Source organism: Streptomyces sp. NPDC090499 (genome assembly GCF_044769305.1).
GTDB lineage: Bacteria > Actinomycetota > Actinomycetes > Streptomycetales > Streptomycetaceae > Streptomyces.
In genome coordinates this window covers 147,089-171,036 of record NZ_JBIVXP010000002.1, presented here as the reverse complement: position 1 = coordinate 171,036, position 23,948 = coordinate 147,089, and the positions used below count along the sequence as shown (strand labels likewise).

The 23,948-nt window shown below is 71.8% G+C and carries 22 protein-coding genes and 2 pseudogenes; 16 read left to right on the top strand and 8 right to left on the bottom strand.

The genetic code is table 11. From position 1 onward, the window contains the following. Positions 1–93 precede the first annotated feature (93 nt). The 10 genes from ACIQVL_RS09140 to ACIQVL_RS09095 all read left to right on the top strand — a co-directional run bounded on the left by ACIQVL_RS09140 (position 94) and on the right by ACIQVL_RS09095 (position 11,817). Positions 94–1,803 carry an LCP family protein gene (locus ACIQVL_RS09140; RefSeq protein ID WP_403474891.1) on the top strand — a complete coding sequence of 570 codons (1,710 nt, stop codon included), beginning with the start codon at positions 94–96 and terminating at the stop codon, positions 1,801–1,803. A gap of 100 nt (positions 1,804–1,903) precedes the next feature. Beyond that, positions 1,904–3,700, top strand: a complete 1,797-nt coding sequence (locus ACIQVL_RS09135; protein ID WP_403474890.1) for a gamma-glutamyltransferase family protein — start codon at positions 1,904–1,906, stop codon at positions 3,698–3,700. Positions 3,701–3,831: 131 nt separating this feature from the next. Next, on the top strand, positions 3,832–4,680 hold the full coding sequence (locus ACIQVL_RS09130; RefSeq protein WP_403444781.1) for an inositol monophosphatase family protein: 849 nt from the start codon (positions 3,832–3,834) through the stop codon (positions 4,678–4,680). Positions 4,681–4,765: 85 nt separating this feature from the next. Next, positions 4,766–6,175, top strand: coding sequence for a phytoene desaturase family protein (locus ACIQVL_RS09125; protein WP_403444777.1), 1,410 nt, complete (start codon positions 4,766–4,768; stop codon positions 6,173–6,175). Then, positions 6,172–6,681 (top strand): O-acetyl-ADP-ribose deacetylase, encoded by a 510-nt coding sequence (locus tag ACIQVL_RS09120; protein ID WP_403444774.1) that lies wholly within the window; start codon positions 6,172–6,174, stop codon positions 6,679–6,681. Before ACIQVL_RS09125 ends, ACIQVL_RS09120 begins: the two co-directional genes overlap by 4 nt. A gap of 135 nt (positions 6,682–6,816) precedes the next feature. Further along, positions 6,817–7,698, top strand: a complete 882-nt coding sequence (locus ACIQVL_RS09115; protein ID WP_403444771.1) for a YhjD/YihY/BrkB family envelope integrity protein — start codon at positions 6,817–6,819, stop codon at positions 7,696–7,698. 74 nt (positions 7,699–7,772) lie between these two features. Continuing rightward, on the top strand, positions 7,773–10,421 hold the full coding sequence (locus ACIQVL_RS09110; protein ID WP_403474889.1) for a LuxR C-terminal-related transcriptional regulator: 2,649 nt from the start codon (positions 7,773–7,775) through the stop codon (positions 10,419–10,421). Between the two features lie 109 nt (positions 10,422–10,530). Continuing rightward, positions 10,531–10,728 carry a hypothetical protein gene (locus ACIQVL_RS09105; RefSeq protein ID WP_089107713.1) on the top strand — a complete coding sequence of 66 codons (198 nt, stop codon included), beginning with the start codon at positions 10,531–10,533 and terminating at the stop codon, positions 10,726–10,728. 126 nt (positions 10,729–10,854) lie between these two features. Continuing rightward, positions 10,855–11,331: an SHOCT domain-containing protein gene (locus tag ACIQVL_RS09100; protein ID WP_403444765.1), complete on the top strand. Its 477-nt coding sequence runs from the start codon at positions 10,855–10,857 to the stop codon at positions 11,329–11,331. Positions 11,332–11,364: 33 nt separating this feature from the next. Beyond that, on the top strand, positions 11,365–11,817 hold the full coding sequence (locus tag ACIQVL_RS09095) for a hypothetical protein (RefSeq protein WP_403474888.1): 453 nt from the start codon (positions 11,365–11,367) through the stop codon (positions 11,815–11,817). A 39-nt stretch (positions 11,818–11,856) separates the two neighbouring features. Here ACIQVL_RS09095 and ACIQVL_RS09090 read toward each other — a convergent pair whose 3' ends face one another. Both ACIQVL_RS09090 and ACIQVL_RS09085 read right to left on the bottom strand, forming a co-directional pair. Then, entirely contained in the window at positions 11,857–12,756 is a 900-nt protein-coding gene (locus ACIQVL_RS09090; protein WP_403444760.1) for a LacI family DNA-binding transcriptional regulator, read from the bottom strand. Positions 12,757–12,785: 29 nt separating this feature from the next. Next, positions 12,786–13,706: a LysR substrate-binding domain-containing protein gene (locus tag ACIQVL_RS09085; protein WP_403474887.1), complete on the bottom strand. Its 921-nt coding sequence runs from the start codon at positions 13,704–13,706 to the stop codon at positions 12,786–12,788. A gap of 160 nt (positions 13,707–13,866) precedes the next feature. On the opposite strand from ACIQVL_RS09085, the gene ACIQVL_RS09080 reads away from it, so the two are divergent. From ACIQVL_RS09080 to ACIQVL_RS09070, 3 genes are all read left to right on the top strand, one after another. Continuing rightward, positions 13,867–14,757 carry an SDR family oxidoreductase gene (locus ACIQVL_RS09080; protein ID WP_403474886.1) on the top strand — a complete coding sequence of 297 codons (891 nt, stop codon included), beginning with the start codon at positions 13,867–13,869 and terminating at the stop codon, positions 14,755–14,757. Between the two features lie 113 nt (positions 14,758–14,870). Then, positions 14,871–16,337, top strand: coding sequence for an AlkA N-terminal domain-containing protein (locus ACIQVL_RS09075; protein ID WP_403444865.1), 1,467 nt, complete (start codon positions 14,871–14,873; stop codon positions 16,335–16,337). Positions 16,338–16,357: 20 nt separating this feature from the next. After that, positions 16,358–16,840, top strand: a complete 483-nt coding sequence (locus ACIQVL_RS09070; protein WP_403475215.1) for a methylated-DNA--[protein]-cysteine S-methyltransferase — start codon at positions 16,358–16,360, stop codon at positions 16,838–16,840. On the opposite strand, the gene ACIQVL_RS09065 is transcribed toward ACIQVL_RS09070, so the two are convergent. Continuing rightward, positions 16,837–17,565, bottom strand: coding sequence for an SIR2 family NAD-dependent protein deacylase (locus tag ACIQVL_RS09065; protein WP_403475214.1), 729 nt, complete (start codon positions 17,563–17,565; stop codon positions 16,837–16,839). The two genes, ACIQVL_RS09070 and ACIQVL_RS09065, sit on opposite strands and share 4 nt — an antisense overlap. Before the next feature lie 130 nt (positions 17,566–17,695). Next, a pseudogene (locus ACIQVL_RS09060) lies at positions 17,696–18,136 on the bottom strand (transposase family protein); the annotation flags it as partial. Positions 18,137–18,427: 291 nt separating this feature from the next. Here ACIQVL_RS09060 and ACIQVL_RS09055 point away from each other — a divergent pair. Further along, entirely contained in the window at positions 18,428–18,889 is a 462-nt protein-coding gene (locus tag ACIQVL_RS09055) for a GNAT family N-acetyltransferase (RefSeq protein ID WP_403474885.1), read from the top strand. Positions 18,890–19,188: 299 nt separating this feature from the next. Here ACIQVL_RS09055 and ACIQVL_RS09050 read toward each other — a convergent pair whose 3' ends face one another. Next, on the bottom strand, positions 19,189–19,818 hold the full coding sequence (locus tag ACIQVL_RS09050; RefSeq protein ID WP_403474884.1) for a hypothetical protein: 630 nt from the start codon (positions 19,816–19,818) through the stop codon (positions 19,189–19,191). Between ACIQVL_RS09050 and ACIQVL_RS09045 the strand changes: the two are divergent. Then, a pseudogene (locus ACIQVL_RS09045) lies at positions 19,817–20,131 on the top strand (hypothetical protein); the annotation flags it as partial. The gene ACIQVL_RS09050 and the pseudogene ACIQVL_RS09045 sit on opposite strands and share 2 nt — an antisense overlap. Before the next feature lie 133 nt (positions 20,132–20,264). Here ACIQVL_RS09045 and ACIQVL_RS09040 read toward each other — a convergent pair. The 3 genes from ACIQVL_RS09040 to ACIQVL_RS09030 all read right to left on the bottom strand — a co-directional run bounded on the left by ACIQVL_RS09040 (position 20,265) and on the right by ACIQVL_RS09030 (position 23,137). After that, a complete protein-coding gene (locus ACIQVL_RS09040; RefSeq protein WP_403438017.1) occupies positions 20,265–20,873 on the bottom strand; it encodes a hypothetical protein in 609 nt (202 codons plus the stop codon). 536 nt (positions 20,874–21,409) lie between these two features. After that, complete coding sequence (locus tag ACIQVL_RS09035) at positions 21,410–22,303, bottom strand: helix-turn-helix transcriptional regulator (protein WP_403437656.1); 894 nt, start codon at positions 22,301–22,303, stop codon at positions 21,410–21,412. Positions 22,304–22,330: 27 nt separating this feature from the next. Beyond that, on the bottom strand, positions 22,331–23,137 hold the full coding sequence (locus ACIQVL_RS09030; RefSeq protein WP_403437657.1) for an SDR family oxidoreductase: 807 nt from the start codon (positions 23,135–23,137) through the stop codon (positions 22,331–22,333). Between the two features lie 332 nt (positions 23,138–23,469). Between ACIQVL_RS09030 and ACIQVL_RS09025 the strand changes: the two genes are divergently transcribed. Then, positions 23,470–23,805, top strand: coding sequence for a hypothetical protein (locus tag ACIQVL_RS09025; protein ID WP_403474883.1), 336 nt, complete (start codon positions 23,470–23,472; stop codon positions 23,803–23,805). Positions 23,806–23,948 lie beyond the last annotated feature (143 nt).

Genomic DNA, 23,948 nt, shown 5'->3' with positions numbered 1-23,948 from the left:
GGGCTCACCTCGCGGCTGCCCGTAACCCGCCGCGGACGCCCGACCTGCCCGACCGTACCCGCAGACGGACCCGACCGTTCATGGGAGTGGAAGATGACCGACCCGTGGGACGGCCCGGGAGGCCAGGCCACACGCAGCCGCACCGACCGGGTGCCCGGACAGCGTGGGGCCCTGCCGGACGGGACGCGGCCGACCGGCGGCCGGGCCGCCGCCCGGCAGGCGGCGAAGACCCGCGGTGGCAGAGGGGGCTCCCGGCGGGCGAAGCCGGCGGGCCGCGGCAGGCGGGTCCTGAAGATCGTGGGACTGTGCACGGCGCTCCTGGTGCTGGTCACGGCCGGCGCGGGCTGGTGGTTCTACCAGCACCTCAACGGCAACATCAACAGCGTCTCCCTCGACGGCAAGGGCGGCACCGAGAAGGCCGACGCGTTCGGCCGCACCCCGATCAACATCCTGGTGATCGGCTCGGACGGCCGGACCAGCTCGGCCGACTGCAAGCTCGGCGGCGGCTGCAAGACGACCGGCGTCCAGACCGGCAACGGCAACGCGGACGTGGAGATGGTGGTCCACATATCCGCCGACCGCTCCAACGCCACGGTGATGAGCATCCCGCGTGACACCATGGTCGACGTGCCGGCCTGCAAGGACAGTGCGAGCAGCCAGTCCACCTCCGGCTACTACGGCCAGGTCAACAGCGCCCTCCAGTACGGCGCCGCCTGCCAGGTCGCCACCGTGCACCAGCTCACCGGCGTCCCCATCGACCACTTCGTCAAGCTGGACTTCTCCGGTGTGGTCAAGATGTCCGACGCGGTCGGCGGTGTCTCCGTCTGCGTCAACAACAACGTGTACGACACCTACTCGCACCTGAAGCTGTCCAAGGGCACGCACACCCTCAAGGGCGAGGCCGCCCTGGAGTTCGTCCGCTCCCGGCACGGCTTCGGCGACGGCAGCGACCTCGGCCGTACCGTCTCCCAGCACATCTTCCTCAGCGCGATGATCCGCAAGTTCAAGAGCGCGGGCACCCTCACCGACCCCACCGCGGTCTACAGCCTTGCCGACGCGGCCACCAAGGCGCTCACCGTGGACGACGACCTCGACAGCGTGAAGAAACTGATCTCGCTCGCGGCCGACGTGAACAAGGTCCCCACCAAGCGGATGACCTTCACCACCATGCAGACCGCGCCCGACCCCAACAACAGCAACCGCGTGGTGGTCGGTTCGGGCGCCAAGGACCTGTTCGCCACCATGGCCAACGACCAGTCGCTGACCACCAGTTCGGGCAAGAAGTCGTCGGCCGCCTCGGCGACCGCGAGCGCGAAGCCGACGCCCACCGCGACCGTCCCGGCCGCCCAGATCGCCGTGACCGTCGAGAACGGCACCGACATCACGGGCCGCGCCTCCGCCATCGCGAACTCCCTGATCTCCCAGGGCTTCAGCACCGGCACCAGCACCGCCAACGCCCCGGACTCCGCGAGCACGACCACCCTGACCTACGGCAGCGGCGACAAGGCCGAGGCGCAGACCGTCGCCAAGGCCCTGGACATCCCCAGCTCGCACCTCAAGTCGGGCTCCGGCACCGGCGTGGTCCTGGTGATCGGCAGCGACTGGAGCAGCGGCACCTCCTACCCGGCCAGCTCCGGCGACACGAAGGCGGCCGTCTCCAACGCCAACGCCTCCACCGCCGACGACTCCAAGACCTGCGCCAAGGTCAGCCAGTACAAGACGGTCAGCCTCAACGGGATCCCGATGACCCCGTCCCAGGCGTACGCGGCGGCGACGAACAAGCCCGACTCGGACAAGGACTGACGGGGAGAGGCGAGCCCCGGAGGGGGTTCGCCTCGCCACGGCCGTGAAAGCATGTAACCGCCAGACACCTGGCCCGGCCGTGCGCACAGCGAGGTGACAGATGCAGTTCACCACCCGTCCCACCCTCCAGGGCACCTTCGGCATGGTGTCGTCCACGCACTGGCTGGCCTCCCAGTCGGCGATGGCGGTCCTGGAGAACGGCGGCAACGCGTACGACGCGGCCGTCGCCGGCGCCTTCGTCCTGCACGTGGTCGAGCCGCACCTCAACGGGCCGGCCGGCGAGGTGCCGATCCTGCTCGCCCCCGCCGGCGGCGAGGTACGGGTGCTGTGCGGACAGGGCGTGGCCCCGGCCGGTGCGGACGTCGCCCACTACCGGGGCCTCGGCCTGGACCTCGTCCCCGGCACCGGGCCGCTGGCCGCGTCCGTACCCGGCGCCTTCGACGCCTGGCTGCTCCTGCTGCGAGACCACGGCAGCAAGCCGCTGGACGAGGTCCTGAAGTACGCCATCGGCTACGCCGAGCACGGGCACCCGGCCGTGGAGAACGTCGGCGCCACGGTGGAGAGCGTCCGCAGGCTGTTCGAGACCGAGTGGACGTCGTCGGCGGAGCTCTACCTGCCCGGCGGCCGGGCACCCCGCCCCGGCGAGCTGCTGCGCAACCCCGCCCTCGCCGCCACCTGGAAGCGGCTGCTCGCCGAGACCGCGGGCGCCGGAGACCGGGAGGCCCGCATCGACGCGGCCCGCGAGGTGTGGCGCACCGGCTTCATCGCCGAGGCACTGGTCCGGCAGGCGGCCCGCCCCACCATGGACACCAGCGGCACCCGGCACACCGGCACCCTCACCGCGGCCGACCTGGCCGGCTGGTCCGCGACCTACGAGAGCCCGGTCTCCTACGACTGGAACGGCTGGACCGTGTGCAAGGCGGGCCCCTGGAGCCAGGGCCCGGCCCTGCTCCAGCAGCTCGCCCTGCTGCCCCCCGAACTGCCCGCCCACGGCTCCGCCGACTACGTCCACCTCCTGATCGAGGGCTGCAAGCTCGCCATGGCCGACCGCGAGGCCTGGTACGGGGACGCGGCCGAGGTACCGCTGGCCGAACTGCTCTCGGACGCCTACAACGCCGGGCGGCGGGAGCTGGTCGGCGCCAAGGCCTCCGACGAGCTGCGGCCGGGCAGCCCCGGCGGGCGCGAGCCCCGGCTGCCCGGGTACGCGCGCGTGGAGGCCGCGAGGAGCACCGCCTTCGACCCGCTGGGCGCCGGTGAGCCGACGGTCGCGCAGGTCGCCGCCGACGGCACCACCCGGGGCGACACCTGCCACCTGGACGTCGTCGACCGCTGGGGCAACATGGTCGCGGCCACGCCGAGCGGCGGCTGGCTCCAGTCCAACCCCGTCGTCCCCGAGCTGGGCTTCCCGCTCGGCACCCGGCTCCAGATGGCCTGGCTGGAGGAGGGCCTGCCCAACACCCTCACGCCCGGCAAGCGCCCCCGCACCACCCTCACCCCGTCCCTTGCCCTGCGCGACGGCGTCCCGGTGCTGGCCTTCGGCACGCCCGGCGGCGACCAGCAGGACCAGTGGCAGCTGCACTTCCTCCTCGCCGTCGCCCTGCGCGGCGAGGTCCGCGGCGGCCTCGACCTCCAGGGCGCGATCGACGCCCCGAACTGGCACAACGACAGCTTCCCCAGCTCCTTCTACCCGCGCGGCCGGCGCCCCGGGAGCGTGACCGTCGAGTCCCGCACGGACGAGCGGGTCGTGGCGGAGCTGCGGCGGCGCGGTCACGACGTGACGGTCGGGCCGGGCTGGTCGGAGGGACGGCTGTGCGCGGTGGCCCGGGACCCGGAGACCGGGGTGCTGTCGGCGGCGGCCAACCCGCGCGGGATGCAGGGCTACGCGGTCGGACGCTGACGCGGCCTCGCTGACCTGGTGGGTCCGCCGACGCCACGCCGACCGCCGGCACCGCCTGTTCGTCCGTATTCCATGTTCCGTACATGCGACGCGTGGGGATTGTTGTCAGTGGCGCGTGCTCTCATGGAGGCATGATCGAAGCAACGGAGACCATCGACGAGTTTCTCCTCCAGCACGGCGGTGACGTCGAGGACGCCATCCGCAAGGCCGCCCGGACCGAGATCCTGCCCCGCTGGCGCCGGCTCGCCGACCACGAGGTCGACCAGAAGAGCGGCCCGCACGACCTGGTGACCGACGCCGACCGGCTGGCCGAGCGGTACCTCACCGGGGCGCTCGCCGCCCTGCTGCCCGGCTCCGTCGTGGTCGGCGAGGAGGCGGTGCACGCCGACCCGGAGACGTACTACGCGCTCCAGGGCGACAAGCCGGTGTGGATCGTCGACCCGGTCGACGGCACCCGCCAGTTCGTACGCGGCGAGGACGGCTTCTGCACCCTGGTCGCGCTCGCCCACCGGGGCGTCCTGCTCGCCTCCTGGACCTACGCCCCGGCCCGTGAGCAACTCGCCACCGCGGTCCGGGGGAAGGGCGCCTTCCTCGACGGCGCGCGGCTGCTCCCGGGCGCGCCCGAGGCGGGCCGGGACCTGCGGATAGCCACCTCCCACCCGGACTACACGACCGACGCGCAGAAGCGCGCGCTCCTCCCGCTGTGGACCGACGGCTTCGCCCCGCGCGCCTGCGGCTCCGCGGGCCTGGAGTATCTCGCCGTCGCCCGGGGCGAGTTGGACGCCACCGCGTTCTCCTGGGAGGCCGCCTGGGACCACGCCGCAGGACTGCTGCTGGTCGAGGAGGCGGGCGGCGCCCACCTCACGGTCGCCGGCGAGCCGTTCCGGATCACCGGCGACAACGCCCTGCCGTTCACCGCGGCCCGCGACGCCGCCACCGCCCACCGGATCGTGGACCTGCTGCTGAACCCGCACTGGTGACCCGAGCGAGGGCGCTGTCAGTCCCCCGGCATATCCTGAACGCGTGTGGCCGTCGGCTGACGAATGGGGTCCGAAGGTGCCGTCGATGCTCGATGCGGTCGTGGTGGGGGCGGGGCCTAACGGCCTGACGGCCGCCGTGGAGCTGGCCCGGCGCGGTTTCTCCGTGGCGCTCTTCGAGGCACGGGACACCGTGGGCGGCGGCGCCCGCACCGAGGAGCTCACCCTCCCGGGCTTTCGTCACGACCCGTGCTCCGCTGCCCACCCGCTCGGCATCAACTCGCCCGCGTTCCGGGCCCTGCCGCTGGAGCGCTACGGCCTCACGTGGCTGCACGCGGACCTGCCCATGGCGCACCCCTTCCCCGACGGTCGCGCGGCCGTCCTGGCCCGCTCCGTCGCCGAGACCGCGGCCTCCTTCGGGCCCCGCGACGCGGGCACCTACCGCAGGCTGGTCGAGCCGTTCCTGCCCAGGTGGGACACCCTGGCCCGGGACTTCATGTCGCTGCCGCTGACCGCGCTGCCCCGCGACCCGGTCACCCTCGCCCGGTTCGGCCTCGCCGGGCTGCCGCCCGCCGCCCTGGTGATGCGGCGCTTCCGCGACGAGCGGGCCCGCACCCTCTTCGCCGGGCTCGTCGCCCACGTCATGGCCCCGCTCAGCGGCTTCGCCACCGGCGCCGTCGGCCTGGTCTTCGCGCTCGCCGCGCACGCCCGCGGCTGGCCGGTGGCCGCCGGCGGCTCCCAGGCCATTTCCGACGCCCTCGCCGGCTACCTGACGGACCTCGGCGGCGCGATCCACACCGACTACGAGGTCAAGCGCCTCGACGACCTGCCGCCCGCCCGGTCGTACATCTTCGACACCTCGCCCACCGCCCTGGCCCGCATCGCGGGCCTCGGCAACTACTACCGGGACTACCGGTACGGCCCGGGCGTCTTCAAGATCGACTACGCGCTGGACGGCCCGGTCCCGTGGACGGCACCGGAGGCGCGCCGCGCCGGGACCGTGCAGATCGGCGCGGACAGCACGGAGATCGGCACCGCCCTGCGCGCCGCCTCCCGCGAAGGCCGCGCCCCCGACCGGCCGTTCATGATCACCGTGCAGCCGAGTGTCGTGGACCCGACCCGCGCCCCCGAGGGCAAGCACGTCTTCTGGGCCTACGCCCACGTGCCGAACGGCTGGAGCGGCGACCTCACCGAGGTGATGGAGCGTCAACTGGAGCGCTTCGCACCGGGGTTCCGCGACCGCGTGCTGGCCCGCGCCACCGCGGGCCCCGCCGAACTCGCCGCCCGCAACGCCAACTACGTCGGCGGCGACATCGGCACCGGCGCGGTCTCCGGCCTGCAGATCATGCTCCGCCCCAAGCTCTCCCTGTTCCCGTACGGCACCCCGCATCCCGCCGTCTTCATCTGCTCGTCGGCCACCCCGCCCGGACCGGGCGTGCACGGCATGTCGGGGCACAACGCGGCGAAGGCCGTGTGGAGGAGGTTGCGACAGTCATGACCCGTATCACCCTCGTCAAGGGCGACATCACCCGGCAGAGCGTCGACGCGATCGTCAACGCGGCCAACTCCTCGCTGCTGGGCGGCGGAGGCGTCGACGGCGCCATCCACCGCCGCGGCGGCCCCGCCGTCCTGGCGGACTGCCGCAAGCTGCGCGCCTCCCACTACGGCAAGGGCCTGCCCACCGGCCAGGCCGTCGCCACCACGGCCGGCGAGCTCGACGCCCAGTGGGTCATCCACACCGTCGGCCCCGTCCACTCCACGAGTGAGGACCGGTCCGAGCTGCTGGCCTCCTGCTACCGCGAGTCCCTCAGACGCGCCGACGAACTCGGCGCCCGCACGGTCGCGTTCCCCGCCGTCTCCACCGGGATCTACGGCTGGCCGATGGACGACGGCGCCCGGATCGCCGTCACGACCGTCCAGGAGGCGGACACGGCCGTCGAGGAGGTGCGGTTCGTGCTCTTCGACGAGCGTGCCTACGACGCGTTCGCCCGGCAGCTGCCCTGAGGCAAGGCACGGGGTGCCGTCGCACCGCCCGCCCCGCACCCTGGACGGCAGGGAAGGGAGCAGGCGATGCCGACCGGCGGGCGCAGGCCGCACAGCGGGTCCGGAACCAGCGGGTCCGGAACCAGCGGATCCGCCGTGTCCTGGTGGCGCGCCCGGACCGCGCGCCCGGTCGCCGCCGCGAAGGCCGCACACCGGCGGGCGGAGGCCCGCTTCCCGGTCGTCACGCACCTCGCCGAACGGCTGGTGTCCGTGAACATCTTCGACACCGCCACCCGCCTGGCCGCCCAGTGCTTCCTGACCGCCGTCCCGCTGCTCTTCGTCTTCGCCGCCTACGCCCCACCGGTCGTCCGGGACCAGCTGCTGCACTCCCTGCGCTCGGTGTTCGGGCTGTCCGGCCCGGTCGGCACCGGCATCCAGCAGCTGATGCAGCCGCCGAACGAGGACCTGCGGCAGACCACCGGCGTGATCGGCGGCCTGATGGCGCTGATCTCGGCCACGGCCGTCAGCCGGGCCGTGCAACGGCTGTGCAAACGCGCCTGGCAGATCCCCCGCGGCGGCCCCCGGATCGCCCCGTGGCGCTGGGTGGCCTGGCTCGTCCTGTGGATCGGCGCCCTGCTCCTGGAAGGCACCCTGCACAACGGCTTCGGCCTGGGCGTCTGGCTGGGCGTCCCGGTCACCCTCGTCTGCCAGACCGGCCTGTGGTGGTGGACCCAGCACCTGCTCCTCGGCGGCCGGATCGGCTGGCGGCCCCTGCTGCCCGGCGCCCTGATCACGGCGGCCGCCCTCACCGCCCTGAGCGCGACCGCCCAGCTCTACATGCCGCTGACCCTCGACCGCACCGTCGCCGAGTACGGCCCGGTGGGCTCCGTGTTCGTGCTGCTGTCCTGGCTGATCGTGGTCTGCCTGGTCGCCACGGTCAGCGTCAGTACCGGCGCGGTCCTCGCCCAGGAGCCGCTCCTCGCCGACCGCCTCGGCAGCCCGCCGCCCCGCCGGGACCAGGAACCACCGGCGTCCTGACGCCCTGCGCGCCGGCCGCAACACTGGGATCCTGATCGTGCGGAGCGCCGACCACGGCCGACCGGACACGGGAGGTGATCTCTGTGGCCGCGAGGGACGACAGCGCACGGGGACCGGCCCTCGGGTACGCCGACCCCCTGGGGGAGCCGTTTCTGCGTACCCGGTTCGCGGTGCCGGCCAGACCCGCCACCTTCGTCCGCAGACCCAGGCTGACCACACACCTCGACCAGGCCCTCGACACCCCGTTGACCATGGTCAACGGTGCGGCCGGCGCCGGCAAGACCCTCCTCGTCGCCGACTGGGCGGCCCGGCTCGGCCGACCGGTCGCCTGGCTCACCAACGAGGCGGGCGACCAGGGCCCAGGCATGTTCTGGGCCCATGTCCTGCACGCCCTGCACGGCGCCGGAACACCGCTGCCCGCCGGCTCTGCCGGGGGCCCGTGCACGGTGGACCACCGGCTGCTGGCCCGTCTCGCCGACGAGCTGAGCGGACGCGACCGGCCTGCGATCCTCGTCCTCGACGAGTTCGACCGGCAGACCGCCCCGGAGACCGCCGAGCAACTGGAGTTCGTGCTGCACCACGCCGGACCGGGCCTCCGGCTGATCCTCGTCACCCGCACCGAACCCCTGCTGCCCCTGCACCGCTACCGCGCGGCGGCGGCCATCACCGAGATCAGGAACCAGGAGCTGGCCTTCACCCCCGAGGAGGCGGCCGACCTGCTGGCCCGGCACGGCCTGCGGCTGCCCGCCCAAGCCGCCCGCGCCCTGGTGGAACGCACCCGGGGCTGGGCGGCCGGACTGCGGCTGAGTGCCCTGGCCGCCCAGCAGAGCGCGGACCCCGAGACGTACCTCAAGGAGTTCGAGGCCGGCCGCGGGACCATCGCCGACTTCCTCCTCGCCGAGGTGGTCGGACGGCAGCCGCCCGAGACACAGGACCTGCTGCTGCGGGTCAGCGTCCTGGACCGGTTCGGGCCCGAACTGGCGGAGGCGCTGACCGGCCGTCCCGACGCCGGTCCGCTGCTGGCCGGACTGTGCCGGCAGAACGCCTTCGTCGAGGACCTCGGTCACTCCTGGTACCGGCTGCATCCGCTGTTCGGGGAGATCCTCCGGATCCATCTGCGGGCCCGCTCCCCGGGGCTCGAACCCGAACTGCACCGGCGGGCCGCGTGGTGGCTGCGGGCCCACGGCGCCGTACCCGAGGCGCTGGCCCAAGGCGCGGCGGCGGGCGACTGGGAGTGCGCCGCCGGCACCCTCGTCGACGACCTGGCGATCGGCCGGCTCCTCACCGGCCCGCGCGCGGACGAGTTCACGGAGCTGTTCTCCGCGCTGGGCCCGGAGTCCACCGGAGCGGCCGTGGAGCTGGTACGCGCGGCCCGCGCGCTGGCCGAGTACGACCTCGACCACGCAGTGGCCCACCTCGGCCGCGCCGCGGAGTCCCCCGCCACCGGTGCGGCCGGCGCCGCGGCCCGGCTGAGCAGCGCGCTCCTGGAGTCCCTGGCCGCGAGGCTCACCGGCTCGCCGGACGGGGCCGAGCAGGCGGTGGCCGCGGCCGCCCGGCTGCGCCACGAGGTGCCCGCCCGCCTCCTCGCCAGGCACCCCGAACTCACCGCCCTCCTCCACACCCACCTGGGCTCGGCCCGCGTCTGGGCCGGGCACTTCGACACGGCGCAGGCCGCCCTCGCCGAGGTGGCCGAGCTGCCCGGTGACGCCCTGACCGAACTGCCACGGGAGGACTGCCTCGGCCACCTGGCGCTGATCGACTACCTCGACGGCCGGCTCGACCGGGCGGCGAGCCGGGCCCTGGCCGCGACCGACGCGACCCGCAGCCGGGGCGGACGCCCGTTCCCCGGCGCCGGGCTGGGCCAGCTGGTGCTGGCCGCCGTCGCCGTCGACCGCGACGAGCTGGAGCGGGCCCGGGCCCTGCTGGACGAGGCCGCCGAGTCCGGTCCCGGCACCGGTGCGCCCGACCCGGTGACCGAGGCCTGCCGCGCCCTCGCCGGCGGCCGGCTGCGGCTCGCCCTCGGCGACCCGGCCGCCGCCGCGCACGCGGCCGACCCCGCCGTGACGGCCCGGGAGCCTTCGCCCTGGGCCCGCGCGAACACGGCCCTGGCCGCCGCGGCCGTCCTGCTCGCGGAGGGCCGGACCGGCGCCGCCGCCGAGGTGCTGGACGGGATCGACGGCCTGCCCGGACCCCTGTGCGCCGCGGAGGCCGCGTGGGCGCGGCTCGCCGCCGGCCGTCGCGAGGAAGCCCTGGAGACGGCCGACCGGCTGTGCGCGGACGCCCGGACCGGCCCCGGCGTCACGGTCCGGGCCACGCTGGTGCGGGCCCGCGCGGCGGCCGAGGCGGGGGACCCCGGCACCGCCCGCAAGCTGCTCGCCAGGGCTCTCCTGGAGGCCCGCCCGGACCGGCTGCGCCGCCCGTTCCTCGACGCGGGGCCGGGGATCCGCCGCCTCCTGGACACCCCGCCGCTGCACGGCCTGGCCGCGGGCTGGCTCCACGGCGACGGTTCCGGCTGCCCGTCGCTGCTCGTCGAGGAGCTGAGCGGACGCGAGCGCGAGGTGCTCGGCCGGCTGGCGCAGATGATGTCCACGCAGGAGATCGCCGCCGATCTGTACGTCTCCGTGAACACGGTGAAGACCCACCTCAAGAGCATCTACCGGAAACTGGGCGTGGGCCGGCGCGCCGACGCGGTGCGCCGGGCCCGCGAGCGCGGACTGCTCTGAGCAGCGCCCGCCCGGCGGTTCACCTGTGCCGGGTGAGGCCGGCCGGTGGCCGCGGGGGCAGGATCACGGAACGGACAGACCGCAGCAGACCCGCGGCGGGAGACGGCTCATGCGCTACGAGATCCGTGTCGAAGGGACCATGTCGGAGACGCTGACCCGGGCCTTCCCGGAGATGGAACACGTGACGATGTCCGGCGAGACGGTCCTGTTCGGTCCCGTCGTCGACGAGGCGCATCTGTACGGCCTGCTGAACCGCTGCCTGTCACTCGGGCTGCGGGTCGTCGAGATGCGGCGCCTGCCGGAGTGACGGGGCCGCGGTCCCGGGAGCCGCGCACGATCACCCGCGCCGGGTGAGGAACCCCGGCGCCCGACGTGCGCACGCTGGGACGGCAGGGCCCGGCCGACCGGCCGGCGCCGTGGACGGAGGACGTACATGAGTGCGCAGACCTACCTCGCATACGACTATCCGCTGCTGAGCGCCTTCTGGACGATGTTGTGGCTCTTCCTGTGGATCATGTGGCTGGTCCTGCTGTTCCGGGTCATCGTGGACATCTTCCGCGACGACTCGATGGGCGGCTGGGCCAAGGCCGGCTGGCTGGCCCTCTGCATCGTCGTCCCCTTCCTGGGCGTGCTGGTCTACGTGATCGCCCGCGGCAAGGGGATGGGGCAGCGGGAGATCTCCCAGGCCCGTGACCAGCAGAAGGCGTTCGAGTCGTACATCCGGCAGACCGCCAAGGGCGGCCCCGGGCAGACCAGCAGCGTCGACGAACTGGCCAAGCTCTCCGAGATGAAGTCCCGCGGTGACATCTCGGACGAGGAGTTCCGCAGGGCCAAGGCACTGGTCCTGAGCGACTACGGGCCGGCCGAGCGCTCCGGCTCCGGCTCGGTGCCCACCGCCCACGGGCGCTGAGCACCCCCTCCGAGAACGAATCGAGGCAGCCCCATGACCGCCACACATCCCGCGCACCACCCGCGCCAGCACACCGCCAAGATGGCGTGGGCCGGCGGACTGACCGCCTTCGCCGCCGTCATGCTCATGATCGCCGGACTGCTCGCGGTGTTCCGGGGCATCATGGCGATCGCCCAGGACGACGTCTTCGTCGCCACCCCCAACTACGTGTTCAAGTTCGACCTCACCAGCTGGGGCTGGATCCACCTGGTCCTGGGCGTGATCGCCGTGGTCGTCGGCATCGGCCTCCTCCAGCCGGCCACGTGGGCACGCGGCGCCGGGGTGGCGATCGCCGCGCTGGTGATCATCGCCAACTTCCTGTCCCTGCCGTACTACCCGGTCTGGTCCGTCGTGATGATCGCGCTGTCCGGATTCATCATCTGGGCGCTCTGCGTGGCGCGCGGCGACGACTCCGCGGAACCGGGCACGGGCGCGGACCTGCGCTGACGGTCCGGTGCGTGCCGCCCTCCGCGTGCGGGACTCGGCTCAGACCGAGTCCCGCACGATGATCCGCGCCGGCACCGGTACCAGCCCCGCCGTGTCCAGCCCCAGCGCGGTCCGCGCGGCCAGCCGGCCGTGGGCCTCCGCGTCGATGTGCACGGTGGTGAGGGCCGGGGTGCTCAGCTCCCCGTACTCGGTGTCGTCGTAGCCGATCACCGCCAGGTCACCGGGGACGGCCAGACCGAGGTCGTGCAGGGCGGTCAGGGTGCGCAGCGCGAGCTCGTCGTCGAAGGCGGCGACCGCCGTCACCTCCGGGTGCGCCGCGCGCAGCGCGGCCACCGCCGCGGTGCCCGCCCGCCGCGGCCGGTCCACCGTGAACGGCACCAGGGGCGGCAGGCCCAGGCTGTGCAGGGTGTGCCCGGCGAACCGCCGCCGGGACTGCGCCAGTGCGGAGTCGTCCGCCGGCAGGGCCAGCGCGATCCGGGTGTGCCCGCGCTCGGTGAGATACCGGATCTGCAGGGCCGCGTGCGCGGCGAGGCCGTCCTTCCAGCCGCCGCCCCGGTCCTCCAGGTCGTGACCGGTCAGATACGGCTCCCCGAACCGCAGCACGGCCCGCGGGGTGATCGCGTCCAGCACCTGCCGGGTGGCCTGCGCCGTGTGCCGGCCGTGCCGGACCAGCAGGACATGCCCGTGCGCGGCGAGTTCGTCGTCGAGGCCGCGGACGTAACTGCGCGAGTAGTTGCCCTCCAGGCCCCGGTCCAGATCCAGGACCACCACCCGGGAACTGCCCTCGCGCAGCGCCCGCGCCACCCCGTGCGGCACGTAGCCCAGGTCGCGCGCGGCCTGCCGCACCCGGTCGCGGGTGGCGGCCGAGATGGTCTGGCGCGGGTCGTCGTTCAGCACGAAGCTGACCGTGGCGCGCGAGACACCGCTGGCAGCCGCCACGTCGTTCAGCGTGACCCTCCCGGACCCGCTCACCGGCCGGCCCCGGTCCCCGCGTGCAGCCGCCCGGTCCGGATGGCGCCGGACGGGACCAGATGGGCCTCCGCCGCCCGGCGCCACGCGGGGAGCAGGGGATGCCGGTCCCCGGCCCGCGCGGCGAGGACCACCTGGAGCGGGACCGCGTCCTCGATCGGGACGGCGGCGATGTCCGGCCGCAGGTTGCCGCTGAACCCGGCCGGCGCCAGCGACACCACCTCACCGCTCGCCACCAGCTCCAGCTTGTCCTCCAGCGTCTCCACCAGGGCGCCCAGGTTGGTGTGGCCCGGGGGATTCGCGCCGATCCGGTCGGCGCCGGTGAAACGGGGGAGCGGCTCGTCCGCGAAGTCGGCCAGGGTGACCGACTCCTGGCCGGCCAGCCGGTGGCCGAGCGGCACCAGGAGGACGCGCGGCTCGTCGTAGAGGACCGTGATGTCCAGGCCGTCGGCGGAGAACAGGAACCGGGTCACCACCACGTCGACCCGGTGGTCGAGGAGCGCGGTGCGCGGTTCGTTCCAGTCCACGTGCAGGGTGCGGACGTCGGCCTCCGGGTGCCGGTGGCGCAGTTCCCGCACGGCCGGGGTGACGATCTGGTGGGTGGTGTAGCCGACGGTGAACGGGCCCTGCGCGGCGGCCGAGCGGGCACTGGCGGCGGCCCGTGCAGCGGCCCGCAGCAGCTCCCTGGCCTGCGGCAGAAAGGTCTCCCCGGCCTCGGTGAGCCGGGTGCCGCGCGGGGTGCGGTCGAGCAGCCGGACGCCCAGCTCCCGCTCCAGCCGCCTGATCTGACGGCTCAGCGACGGCTGCGCGAGATGCAGTGCGTCGGCCGCCCGGCCGAAGTGCAGCTCCTCGGCGACCACGGTGAAGTAGCGCACCAGGCGCAGCTCCAGGTCCACCGGCGGTACGAAGGAATCGGGCACCCCTCGACTCTACTCCCGGCACCTCCGCTCCGGCCGCCGTGAGCTGCGGTCATGACCGCACGGGCATCACCGGGTACGGAACAGGTCTTGGACCCGGCCGCGGGGCCGGGCGCACGCTGAGGTCATCCCAGCACATCCACTCTCCACGAGGTGATCTGTCATGCGTGTGTTCGTCACCGGCGCCACCGGGTTCATCGGCAGCGCGGTGGTCCGCGAACTGCTCGGCACCGGCCACCAGGTGCTCGGCCTCGCCCGCTCGGACGCGGCCGCGGCGGCCCTGAAGGGGGCGGGAGCGGAGGCGCACCGCGGCGACCTGAACGACGTCGAAGGGCTGCGGGCGGCGGCGGGAGCGGTGGACGGGGTGATCCACACGGGGTACAACCACGACTTCTCCGACATGCCCGGCGCACTCCGTACCGAACTCGCCGCGCTGAAGGCCCTCGGTGACGCGCTCGCCGAGTCCGGCCGGCCCCTGGTCGTCACCTCGGTGACCGGCCTCCTCGCCCCCGGCCGCCTCGGCACCGAGGAGGACCTGCCCGACCCCGCGGGCCCCGGCACCCACCGGGCGGAGGCGGAACGCTCCGCCCTGGCCCTGGCCGACCGCGGGGTGCGGGTGTCGGCGATCCGGCTCCCGCAGGTGCACGGAGCGGGCGACCACGCCTTCGTCCCGTTCCTGATCGGCGTCGCCCGGGACAAGGGTGCCGCCGCCTACCTGGGCGACGGCACCAACCGCTGGTCCGCCGTGCACCGTCTGGACACCGCCACCCTCTACCGCAAGGCCCTGGAGACCGCCCCGGCCGGGGCGGTGCTGCACGCGGTCGCCGACGAGGGCGTCCCGGTCCGCGGCATCACCGAGGTCATCGGCCGCCGCCTCGACCTGCCGGTGGTGTCCCTGGCACGGGAGGAGGCGGCCGGCCACTTCGGCTGGATGGCGGCCTTCGTCGGCAACGACAACCCCACGTCCGGCGCCGCCACCCGCGAGCGGTACGACTGGCGGCCCGCCCAGCCGGGGCTGCTGGCCGACCTCGACCAGGACCACTACTTCGCCTGACGGCCGCAGAAACCCCTGATCGTCGCGGTCCCGGAGGTCAGCGCACCCTCGTGTCGGATTTCCGCCAGCATCGGCCACCCCGGGTGGCCGATGCTGGACGCATGCAGAAAGGGATGCACCTCGACCGCGAGCACTGCGTACGGGCCGTGCAGTCGAAGGACGCGCGGTTCGACGGCTGGTTCTTCACGGCCGTCCTGACCACCCGTATCTACTGCCGGCCCAGCTGCCCGGTGGTACCGCCCAAACCCGGGAACATGACGTTCTACCCGAGCGCTGCCGCCTGCCAGCAGGCCGGGTTCCGGGCCTGCAAGCGCTGCCGCCCCGACACCAGCCCCGGCTCCCCGGAGTGGAACCAGCGCGCCGACCTGGTCGCCCGCGCCATGCGGCTGATCGCCGACGGGGTCGTGGACCGCGAGGGCGTACCCGGCCTCGCCGCCCGTCTCGGCTACAGCCCGCGGCAGGTCGAACGCCAGCTGCTCGCCGAACTCGGCGCCGGACCGCTGGCCCTGGCCCGCGCCCAACGCGCCCAGACCGCCCGGCTGTTGATCGAGACGACCGCGCTGCCGATGGCGGAGGTCGCCTTCGCGGCCGGCTTCTCCTCGATCCGCACCTTCAACGACACCGTCCGCGAGGTCTTCGCGCTCTCGCCGACCGAACTGCGCGACCGCCGCCCCAGGTCGGCCCAGCTCGCCCCCGGCACGCTCACCCTCCGCCTGCCCTTCCGCGCCCCCCTCAATCCCGACAACCTCTTCGGCCACCTCGCGGCCACCGCCGTGCCCGGCGTGGAGGAGTGGCGGGACGGCGCCTACCGGCGGACCCTGCGGCTGCCGTACGGCCACGGCATCGCCGCCCTCACCCCGAAGCCCGACCACATCGCCTGCCGGCTCACCCTCAGCGACCTGCGGGACCTGCCCGTCGCCATCAGCCGCTGCCGGCGCATGCTCGACCTGGACGCCGACCCGGTCGCCGTCGACGACCAGCTGCGCACGGACCCCTTCCTCGCCCCGCTCGTCGACAAGGCGCCGGGACGGCGGGTGCCGCGCACGGTCGACGAGGCGGAGTTCGCGGTCCGGGCCGTGCTCGGCCAGCAGGTCTCCACGGCCGCCGCCCGCACCCACGCCGCCCGCCTGGTGACCGCCCACGGCACCCCGGTGGACGACCCCGAGGGCGGCCTCACCCACCTCTTCCCGTCCCCCGAGGCACTCGCGGCCGTGGACCCCGAGACCCTGGCGATGCCCCGCACCCGCCGCACCACCTTCACCACCCTCGTCGGCCAACTCGCCGACGGCACCCTCCACCTGGGCGTCGAGAGCGACTGGTCCGAGGCACGGGCCCGTCTGCTCTCGCTCCCCGGCTTCGGCCCCTGGACCGTCGACGTCATCGCCATGCGCGCCCTCGGCGACCCCGACGCCTTCCTGCCCACCGACCTGGGGATCCGCCGCGCCGCCGAGGAACTGGGCCTGCCCGGCACCCCGGCCGCCCTCACCGCCCGCGCGGCGGCCTGGCGGCCCTGGCGCGCGTACGCCGTCCAGTACCTGTGGGCGACCGACAGCCACCCGATCAACTTCCTGCCCGTATGAAGGAGTTCAAGGACATCGCCGTGAAGAACCACACCGTGACCGACAGCCCCTACGGCCCCCTCACCCTGGTGGCCGAGGACGGCACCCTCTGCGGCCTCTACATGGAGGACCAGCGCCACCGCCCGCCCGAGGAGACCTTCGGCGCCCGTGACGACGACCTCTTCACCGAGACCGAGGACCAGCTGACCGCCTACTTCGCGGGCGAGCTGACGGAGTTCACCGTCGAACTGCGCCTGGGCGGAACCCCGTTCCAGCGCAGCGTCTGGGAACAGCTGCGCCTGATCCCCTACGGCGAGACCCGCTCGTACGGCGAACTCGCCGAAGCCCTCGGCAACCCCCAGGCCTCCCGCGCGGTCGGCCTCGCCAACGGGAAGAACCCGGTCGGCATCATCGTCCCCTGCCACCGCGTGATCGGCGCCAACGGCAGCCTCACCGGCTACGGCGGCGGCCTGCCGCGCAAGCAGCGCCTGCTGGACTTCGAACGGGGAGCGGGCCTCTTCTAACCGGCCCGCAGCGCGGCGAGCAGCTTCGGCAAGGCCGTGCCGATCGGCTCCCGGACGATCTCGTCGGCGCGGTCGTCGTAGGGCGTCGGTTCGGCGTTGACGACGACCAGCCGGGCGCCGTGGTCGGCCGCGACGCCCACGAGCCCGGCGGCGGGTTGCACCTGGAGGCTGCTGCCGACAGCGACGAACACGGTGCAGGCCTTGGAGATGGCGAGCGCCTCGCCGAGGACGACCGGGTCGAGCGTCTGGCCGAACATGACGGTGGCCGACTTCAGGATTCCGCCGCATTCCAGACAGGGCGGGTCCTGCTCGCCGGCCTCGACGCGGGCGAGCGCATCCTCCATCGGCCCGCGGTCGTGACACTTCGTGCAGACCACGCTTCGTGCAGTGCCGTGCAGCTCCAGCACCTTGCGTGCAGGCATCCCGGCGAGCTGGTGCAGGCCGTCCACGTTCTGCGTGATCACCCGCACGGGGATCCCGGACTTCTCGAACTCTGCGATGGCGAGGTGGGCGGAGTTCGGCTCGGCCTTGAGCGCGTGGTTCTTGCGCCGCATCTGCCAGGAGCGTCGACGGATCTCCGGGTCGCGCATGTAGTACTCGTAGGTCACGAGCTTCTCAGCTTCCGGATCCCGCCGCCACAGCCCGTTCGGACCGCGATAATCAGGTATGCCGGAATCGGTGGAGATCCCTGCGCCACTGAAGATGGCGACGAGTGGCCTGTTCATGGGCCGAGAGTAGGACGCTTGCTTGCTCGGAGCGAGCGGATATCGGGGGCGCGCTTCATGCCTCTTGGCTGCGCTGGACGGCAGCGGTCCATCTTCCACGTGCTGGCTTGGCGGGTCGGCTGGTGGGTGATCAGCAGGTGGCCTGGCGGGCGAGTACCAGTTCGGTGCCCGGCTTGAGGCAGGTCGCCCGCCGGGCGGATCGGTCGGAGGCCAGTCCGGCGATGGCCTGGTGGGTCTCGGCGTAGGTTTCGCGGCGGCCGGTGAACCGCTGCAGGGTCCGCCACTGCTTGTATTCGGCGTTGGTGTGCTCCACGCAGATCCGCCGGGAGGACTGGCGGCGCCGTTGCTCACGCCAGGCATGGCGCTCGCCCAGCGGCGCGTCGCCCTTGGGTTTCTTCGGCGGGGCGGTGACCTGGGCGGGGAACTCGTTGGCCAGGCCCCGGTAGCCCTCGTCGACCTCCGCCTTGGTCTTCGGGTGCCGGCGGAACTGTTCAGTGATGCCCTCGATGCGTACGGCCGTCTGGTCGTGCATCCGGCCGGGCCGGGCCACCCCGCTGAACAGGGTGCGGCCTTGCGCGTCGCTGAAGGTGGTGGTCCCGCCACGGAGACGGTGGAGCGGTCCACGCTGTACAGCTCTGCCAAAGCGGCATGCGGCAGCCCCAGCCGCAGGTGCACCAGCGTGACAAGGCGCCGGTCGGCGAACACCAGGCGTTGCTTGGGGCCGGCACCAATAGCCCGCCTGCGGTCCCCCCCCCCGCCGCTCACGTAACGCGGACTCACGGGCCCAGGCTTGCGTCACAGCTTGCCCAACCCGTGCGGACCTTCGCCGGTAACGGCCAAGGCGCATGCCACGATCATCATCATGGGGATACACATCGCGCCTGCCGAGGTGGCCGACTTCCACCAGATCCTGACCGATCACCCCCGTTACTGGGGCGAACGCGACCTTCGGTCGCTGCACCTTCTGGCACTGGTGCAGGAGTTCGGTTCCACCTGCTTGGCGGCACGGGCCGAGGACGGAATCCGTGGCTACATCTTCGGGTTCGTCACCCCAGACGGCACCGGGTACGTGCATCTGATCGCCACGCGGGACGACGCCCGTGGCACCGGTCTCGGGCGTCGTCTGTATGCGGCGTTCGCCGAGGCAGCGGAACGTCATGGTGCACGACGGTTGAAGGCGATCACGTCAATCGAAAACACCGGCTCGATCGCCTTCCATCGCAGCCTCGGCTTCGACACAAAGATTGTCGACGACTACAACGGCCCCGGCCGGGTTATGGCGGTCTTCCACCGGGATCTGCCGCTCAACGTCTCGCAGCCCTGACCAGCCGGCCGTCACTGGTAATCGCTCCTCAGGCCGTTACCTCTGCGGCCATGACGCCGGGACCCGGGCAGCGTGCTGCTTGGGTCCCAGGACTGGCTGCTCCTCAAGCTGGGGCGCCAGAGCAGCTTTGTGTGGTCGAGCCTCATCACGGAGCTCGCAGAACTCGCAGTGCCGGGAGCCTCGGGATCCTTCGGCTATCGAGGTCAGACTTTCTGCAGGACCGTGACGCAGAGCGCGACGGACTGCGAGTCGTCTTTCGCGACTGCTCGTTGCGCTTCGCAGAGTGATCCACGAATCAGCTACGCACCTGTGGCGTCATCGGCTCCGCCTGCCGATGAACCGACGAACACCGCCAGGTAGCGGAACTCTCCACCTGCTCCGCTCTGCTCCGAGTACGTCTCCCACTCGAGGGGGTAAGTACCGCGCAGACTGCAGGTGTTCGGCTCATAAGCCCCCTCGGCCCAGAGCAGCGTCCCTGCGAGATCCCGCCCGTGGTGAATCCGGAAGTCGTGATCCCGAGTACGTCGGCGGCCAGGGCCCGGCGGAGCCCACAGGGACGTCTCGTTGGACAGCATGAGGGCTATACCGTTCTGATCGGACCGGCGGCAGAAGCGCTCCAGCCTCGCTATGTCCCGAACGAAGTGCAGGCGGGCAAGGTCGGTGGCGCCGTGTGCTTTCAGGTCGTAGTCCTCGACCGGAGAGCCGGCCCTGCCGGTCCAACCTCGGGTGAAGTACTTGAACTCGATCGCAGTACGGCTCTCAGGTCCGAGGCACTGGAGGTCCAGATACTCGGTCTTGCCCGACCCCCGCTGCGGCACCTCAAGCCGCGCGTGCACGTCCGGCGCCAACTCCCAGAGGACCCGGGCAAAACCGTGCTGAAGGTCGGCTTCGGAGTGGAAGACCGGCCTGTGCCGAGACAGCTCTGTCATGACGTCGTCCAGTGAGGCCCGTCCGGCAATGCCTCTCGTAGGATCCATCGGCGCCGTGGTCACTGCGCCATTGAAGTGGTCCCCGCCTGAACTCTCAAGCTCTGCAGGTCCCTGCACGCACCGATCGCGTTCGAAAATGAATGGCTGGCAGGAATCCAGGAGCCCCACCCTGGACGTCATGGACGAACCGCAACACAGGATCCGCGCGCTGCACACGACATCCGCGATCTCCGTTTACCAGACATACGCCCCGGAAACAGGCCTGCCCGCCGTTCAGGAGGGCCGTTTCCCCGCCGTGTGGAAGCGCGACAGGATGACGTGGATCACCAAGCCTCGTTCACGGACTCGAGGGGCTTGGGTTGTCTCTGGCCTGTATCAACCTGGGCGCCTTGTCCCGACGGGCATGCAGCTCCCTACGCCGAGTACGCCAGGCAGGTCCTCAGTCATCACTCCACCGGCTCACTGTGCGGTTCCGGTGGGTGGATGCGGTGGGGCGGGTCGGGGTCCTGGGTGGACTTGGCCGTTCGCCACAACAACAGGCAGCACAGGGCCGTCACTATCAGACCGAGCAGCCATACGATCACCAGGCCGACCGTCACGCCGAGTGCTTGTTGACCATGGTCCGTCGTGAACGTTGCGGGAGCTGCCGCTCCGAGAGCGAGCAGTGCCACCCCCGGATAGGTGACCAAGTACGCATAGATCCACAACAGCCCCGGAATGCCGAACCTGGCGGGGTTCTGGATGACCCAGGATTCCCAGCCGAGGCCTCCCGGTATGCGTGGACTCAGATGCTCGCGGATGTACCGGCCCAGCTGTCCGATACCGACGTGGTCCTCGACGAAGCGCGAGCACAGCATGTACGTGCTGACTGGAACGATCAGCAGGAATCCACTCCTGGACGTACCGGTGAGGGCGAAGCTGAACACCGCTCCGGAGATGGTCAGTTGCAACGCTAGGACGTTGTGCTGAGTGGCCTGCCGCTGAATGATCTCCTGTCTCAAGGCTGCGAATTCCGCCAGCGGACCTTCGGCATCGTGCTCCGTTGATGCGCTCACCCACTACCCCCCGGTTGTCCACCCGACAGCTCACTCTGATCGCGCACGGGTCAGCATCACCAGGTAGAGGGAGCTACGCAAGACCGACCGGCCGCCACCGACGGGATCCACGCCCAACGCGAGCGCCGCTTCAGGGGCAGGTCAGTCTGAGTCTGGCCCGCCCGACAAAGGGTTTGTGAACACGGCTTGACATGGGTCATCAAGCCGATTTGACAGACCTCAACGGGTGGCTGACTACAGCTTCGACAAAGTCTCGGCCGCATCGCCGTCCTCCTTTCCCACTCGATGGCCATCTGAAGCGAAGAAGTGCCTTGCGGCCTGCGATGATGGGGTTTCTCCAGGACCACATCAGGCAAGATCGGCAAGGCACTTCCGAGATACAGTCCTTCCATGCCGCGGCGGCGGTCTCATCCGCGTTCGATGATCCGAACCTGATCGCGTACGGCGGGCTGGAGCCGGTGGTGCGGCTGGCCGAGCGGTGTGGTCTGCCCGCGCTGATCGGGGAGACGGACCCTGGTACGGCTGAAGGGGTTGGACTATCCGTTGTGTGCTTCGAGCTCGGTCGCCGACGTCTGCCGGGTGGCCGCCCACGACGCCAGGAGCGCCAGATTGTCAGCGGTCGGCGTGCCCGCGGGTGCGGTGTAGACGTTCAGGTGCAGGCCGGGTTCGTCGGGCAGTTCCAGGGACTCGACGTCCAAGTCGAGCCGGCCCACGATCGGATGGTGCACCCGCTTGCGTCCGGACCGGTGCAGCCGCACGTCCTGAGACGCCCACCGCTGCCGGAATAGCTCACTGCACGTTGACAGTTCGCCGACCAGGGCGATCAGCTCCTCGTCGTGCGGATTGCGGCCGGCTTCCATGCGTAGCTTCGCGGCCGCGTCACCGGCGATTTGATCGTAGTCGACAAAGAAATCCCTGGCCGCCTCGGGGTTTAGATAGACGAACCGCGTCGTGTTCGCGGGCCGTCGCGGGTCGGCCAGCACCGGTGAAAACAGCGCGCGGGCGAGTTGATTCATGGCGAGCACGTCATAACGGCCGTTACAGATCCAGGCCGGCGCATCGGAGATCGCGTCGAGCACCTGCTGCAGCGTCGAGCGCACCGTCACGGCAGGCCTGCGCCGACGTGGGCCGCCGGGCGCCCTGGATCGGCGCGCGAGGCGGAACAGGTGGCCGCGCTCGGCCTCATCGAGTTGCAAGGCTGAGGCCAACGCGTCGAGCACGCCATCGGAGGCACCGGCGAGGCTGCCGCGCTCCATGCGCACGTAGTAGTCGACCGACACCCCCGCCAGTAGCGCTACCTCCTCGCGGCGCAGACCTTTGACCCGACGGTTGCCGCCGTAAGCGGGCAGGCCCGCCTGCTCGGGTGTGATGCGGGCGCGACGCGAGCTGAGAAACTCCCGGATCTCGGTGCGTAGATCCATCGTGGCCATCCCCTCACCGTAAGCCCGTTCCGCAGTCTAAGGGGTACCCGTTGCGGTCGTCGCGATGCCGCCGTCCACCGGGACGATGGTGCCCGTGAGGTAGGAACCGGCCCGGCTGGCGAGGAACACGGCGATGCCCGCCATGTCGTCGTCGCGGCCGAGCCGGCGCAGAGGGGCCGCCGCCGCGATCTTGTCGCCGATGGCATCGAGCGTGGACGCCATCATCTGTGACGGGAACACTCCCGGTGCTACCGCGTTCACCGTGACGTGCTGTGGGCCCAGCTCTCTGGCAAGCACTCGGGTGAGTTGATGGAGTGCCGCTTTGCTGCTGGCGTACGAGTAGTTGGGCGACTGGGCGACGTGGATGGCAGCGATACTGCCGATGTTGATGATCCGCGCGGGATCATCGGCGGTGCCCGCCCTGCGAAGTGCGGGAAGCAGCGCCTGCACCAGCCAGAACGGCGACTTGAGGTTGAGGTCGATCACTGCGTCCCAGGCCTCGTCCGGGAACGTCGCCAGCGGCTCGCGCCACATCGCTCCCGCGTTGTTGACAAGGATGTCCAGGCGTTCCGAGTCGACCTTGACAAGATCAGCGAGGCGCTGACATTCGTCGTGCCTGGACAGGTCGGCGGGAATTGCTTGAACGTCGCCGAATTCGGACAGTAGATGCTGTGCCTCCGCGCACGCGTCTGCCTTGCGTGAGCTGATGACAACGCGGGCGCCCGCCTGGAGAAGGCCGCGCGCTATCATCATCCCAATGCCCTTGGTGCCGCCAGTGACCAGGGCGTACTTCCCACTCAGATCGAAAAGTTCTGTGCGAGTGGTGAATTGGGCGTCCGCCATTGATCTCCGTCCCTTCTGCCGTTGAACAATTGCGCCGACACGGTCGCGCATTCGTGGCAGCTGAATTGAACTGATGCGGGTAAAGCTGCAGTGTGTGTCCATGGATTGTTGTCGGCGCTTTCGACTCAACCAGGCTGACAGGCGTTTTGGACGTCTGGGAGACCCTGGTGATCCAGGTACTGTCAGAACCCCCTTGCCTGGTGCGCTGAAGCCGGATCACCCGGCTTGATGCCCGTGGATGGTTCTTCCAGAAACCAAGAAGTGCCTTGCGACCTGCGATGATGGGGTTTCTCCAGGACCACATCAGGCACGATCGGCAAGGCACTTCCGAGATGCAGTCTTCCCATGCCGCGGCGGCGGTCTCATCCGCGTTCGATGATCCGAACCTGATCGCGTACGGCGGGCTGGAGCCGGTGGTGCGGCTGGCCGAGCGGTGCGGTCTGCCCGCGCTGGTCGGGGAGCACGTCCGGCTGCCCGCCTCGAAGGGCGGCACCGGCGCCTTCCCTGCGGCGAAACTGATGTCGCTGGTGGGCGGCATGGCCGCGGGCGCCGACCGCATCGACGACTTGGACCGGCTCGGCACGGTGCGATGGGCCGCCTGCTCTCCGGGGTGCGGGCCCCGTCCACGCTGGGGTCGTTCCTGCGCTCCTCCACCCACGGGCATGTGAGGCAACTGCACGCCGTGGCCCGCCGGTTCCTGCACGAACTGTCCCGTCACACCCCGCTGCTGCCCGGCGCGGACCAGGCCGCATACGTGGACATCGACGACACCATCCGCCGCACCCACGGCTACGCCAAGCAGGGCGCTGGC

Coding starts and splice junctions, on each gene's coding strand:
- ACIQVL_RS09035 (WP_403437656.1), bottom strand. CDS start 22,303: ATGGCCACGATGGATCTACGCACCGAGATCCGGGAGTTTCTCAGCTCG.
- ACIQVL_RS09095 (WP_403474888.1), top strand. CDS start 11,365: ATGACCGCCACACATCCCGCGCACCACCCGCGCCAGCACACCGCCAAG.
- ACIQVL_RS09105 (WP_089107713.1), top strand. CDS start 10,531: ATGCGCTACGAGATCCGTGTCGAAGGGACCATGTCGGAGACGCTGACC.
- ACIQVL_RS09130 (WP_403444781.1), top strand. CDS start 3,832: ATGATCGAAGCAACGGAGACCATCGACGAGTTTCTCCTCCAGCACGGC.
- ACIQVL_RS09025 (WP_403474883.1), top strand. CDS start 23,470: ATGCAGTCTTCCCATGCCGCGGCGGCGGTCTCATCCGCGTTCGATGAT.
- ACIQVL_RS09140 (WP_403474891.1), top strand. CDS start 94: ATGACCGACCCGTGGGACGGCCCGGGAGGCCAGGCCACACGCAGCCGC.
- ACIQVL_RS09075 (WP_403444865.1), top strand. CDS start 14,871: ATGCACCTCGACCGCGAGCACTGCGTACGGGCCGTGCAGTCGAAGGAC.
- ACIQVL_RS09135 (WP_403474890.1), top strand. CDS start 1,904: ATGCAGTTCACCACCCGTCCCACCCTCCAGGGCACCTTCGGCATGGTG.
- ACIQVL_RS09080 (WP_403474886.1), top strand. CDS start 13,867: ATGCGTGTGTTCGTCACCGGCGCCACCGGGTTCATCGGCAGCGCGGTG.
- ACIQVL_RS09120 (WP_403444774.1), top strand. CDS start 6,172: ATGACCCGTATCACCCTCGTCAAGGGCGACATCACCCGGCAGAGCGTC.
- ACIQVL_RS09125 (WP_403444777.1), top strand. CDS start 4,766: ATGCTCGATGCGGTCGTGGTGGGGGCGGGGCCTAACGGCCTGACGGCC.
- ACIQVL_RS09065 (WP_403475214.1), bottom strand. CDS start 17,565: ATGAACAGGCCACTCGTCGCCATCTTCAGTGGCGCAGGGATCTCCACC.
- ACIQVL_RS09050 (WP_403474884.1), bottom strand. CDS start 19,818: ATGACAGAGCTGTCTCGGCACAGGCCGGTCTTCCACTCCGAAGCCGAC.
- ACIQVL_RS09055 (WP_403474885.1), top strand. CDS start 18,428: ATGGGGATACACATCGCGCCTGCCGAGGTGGCCGACTTCCACCAGATC.
- ACIQVL_RS09100 (WP_403444765.1), top strand. CDS start 10,855: ATGAGTGCGCAGACCTACCTCGCATACGACTATCCGCTGCTGAGCGCC.
- ACIQVL_RS09030 (WP_403437657.1), bottom strand. CDS start 23,137: ATGGCGGACGCCCAATTCACCACTCGCACAGAACTTTTCGATCTGAGT.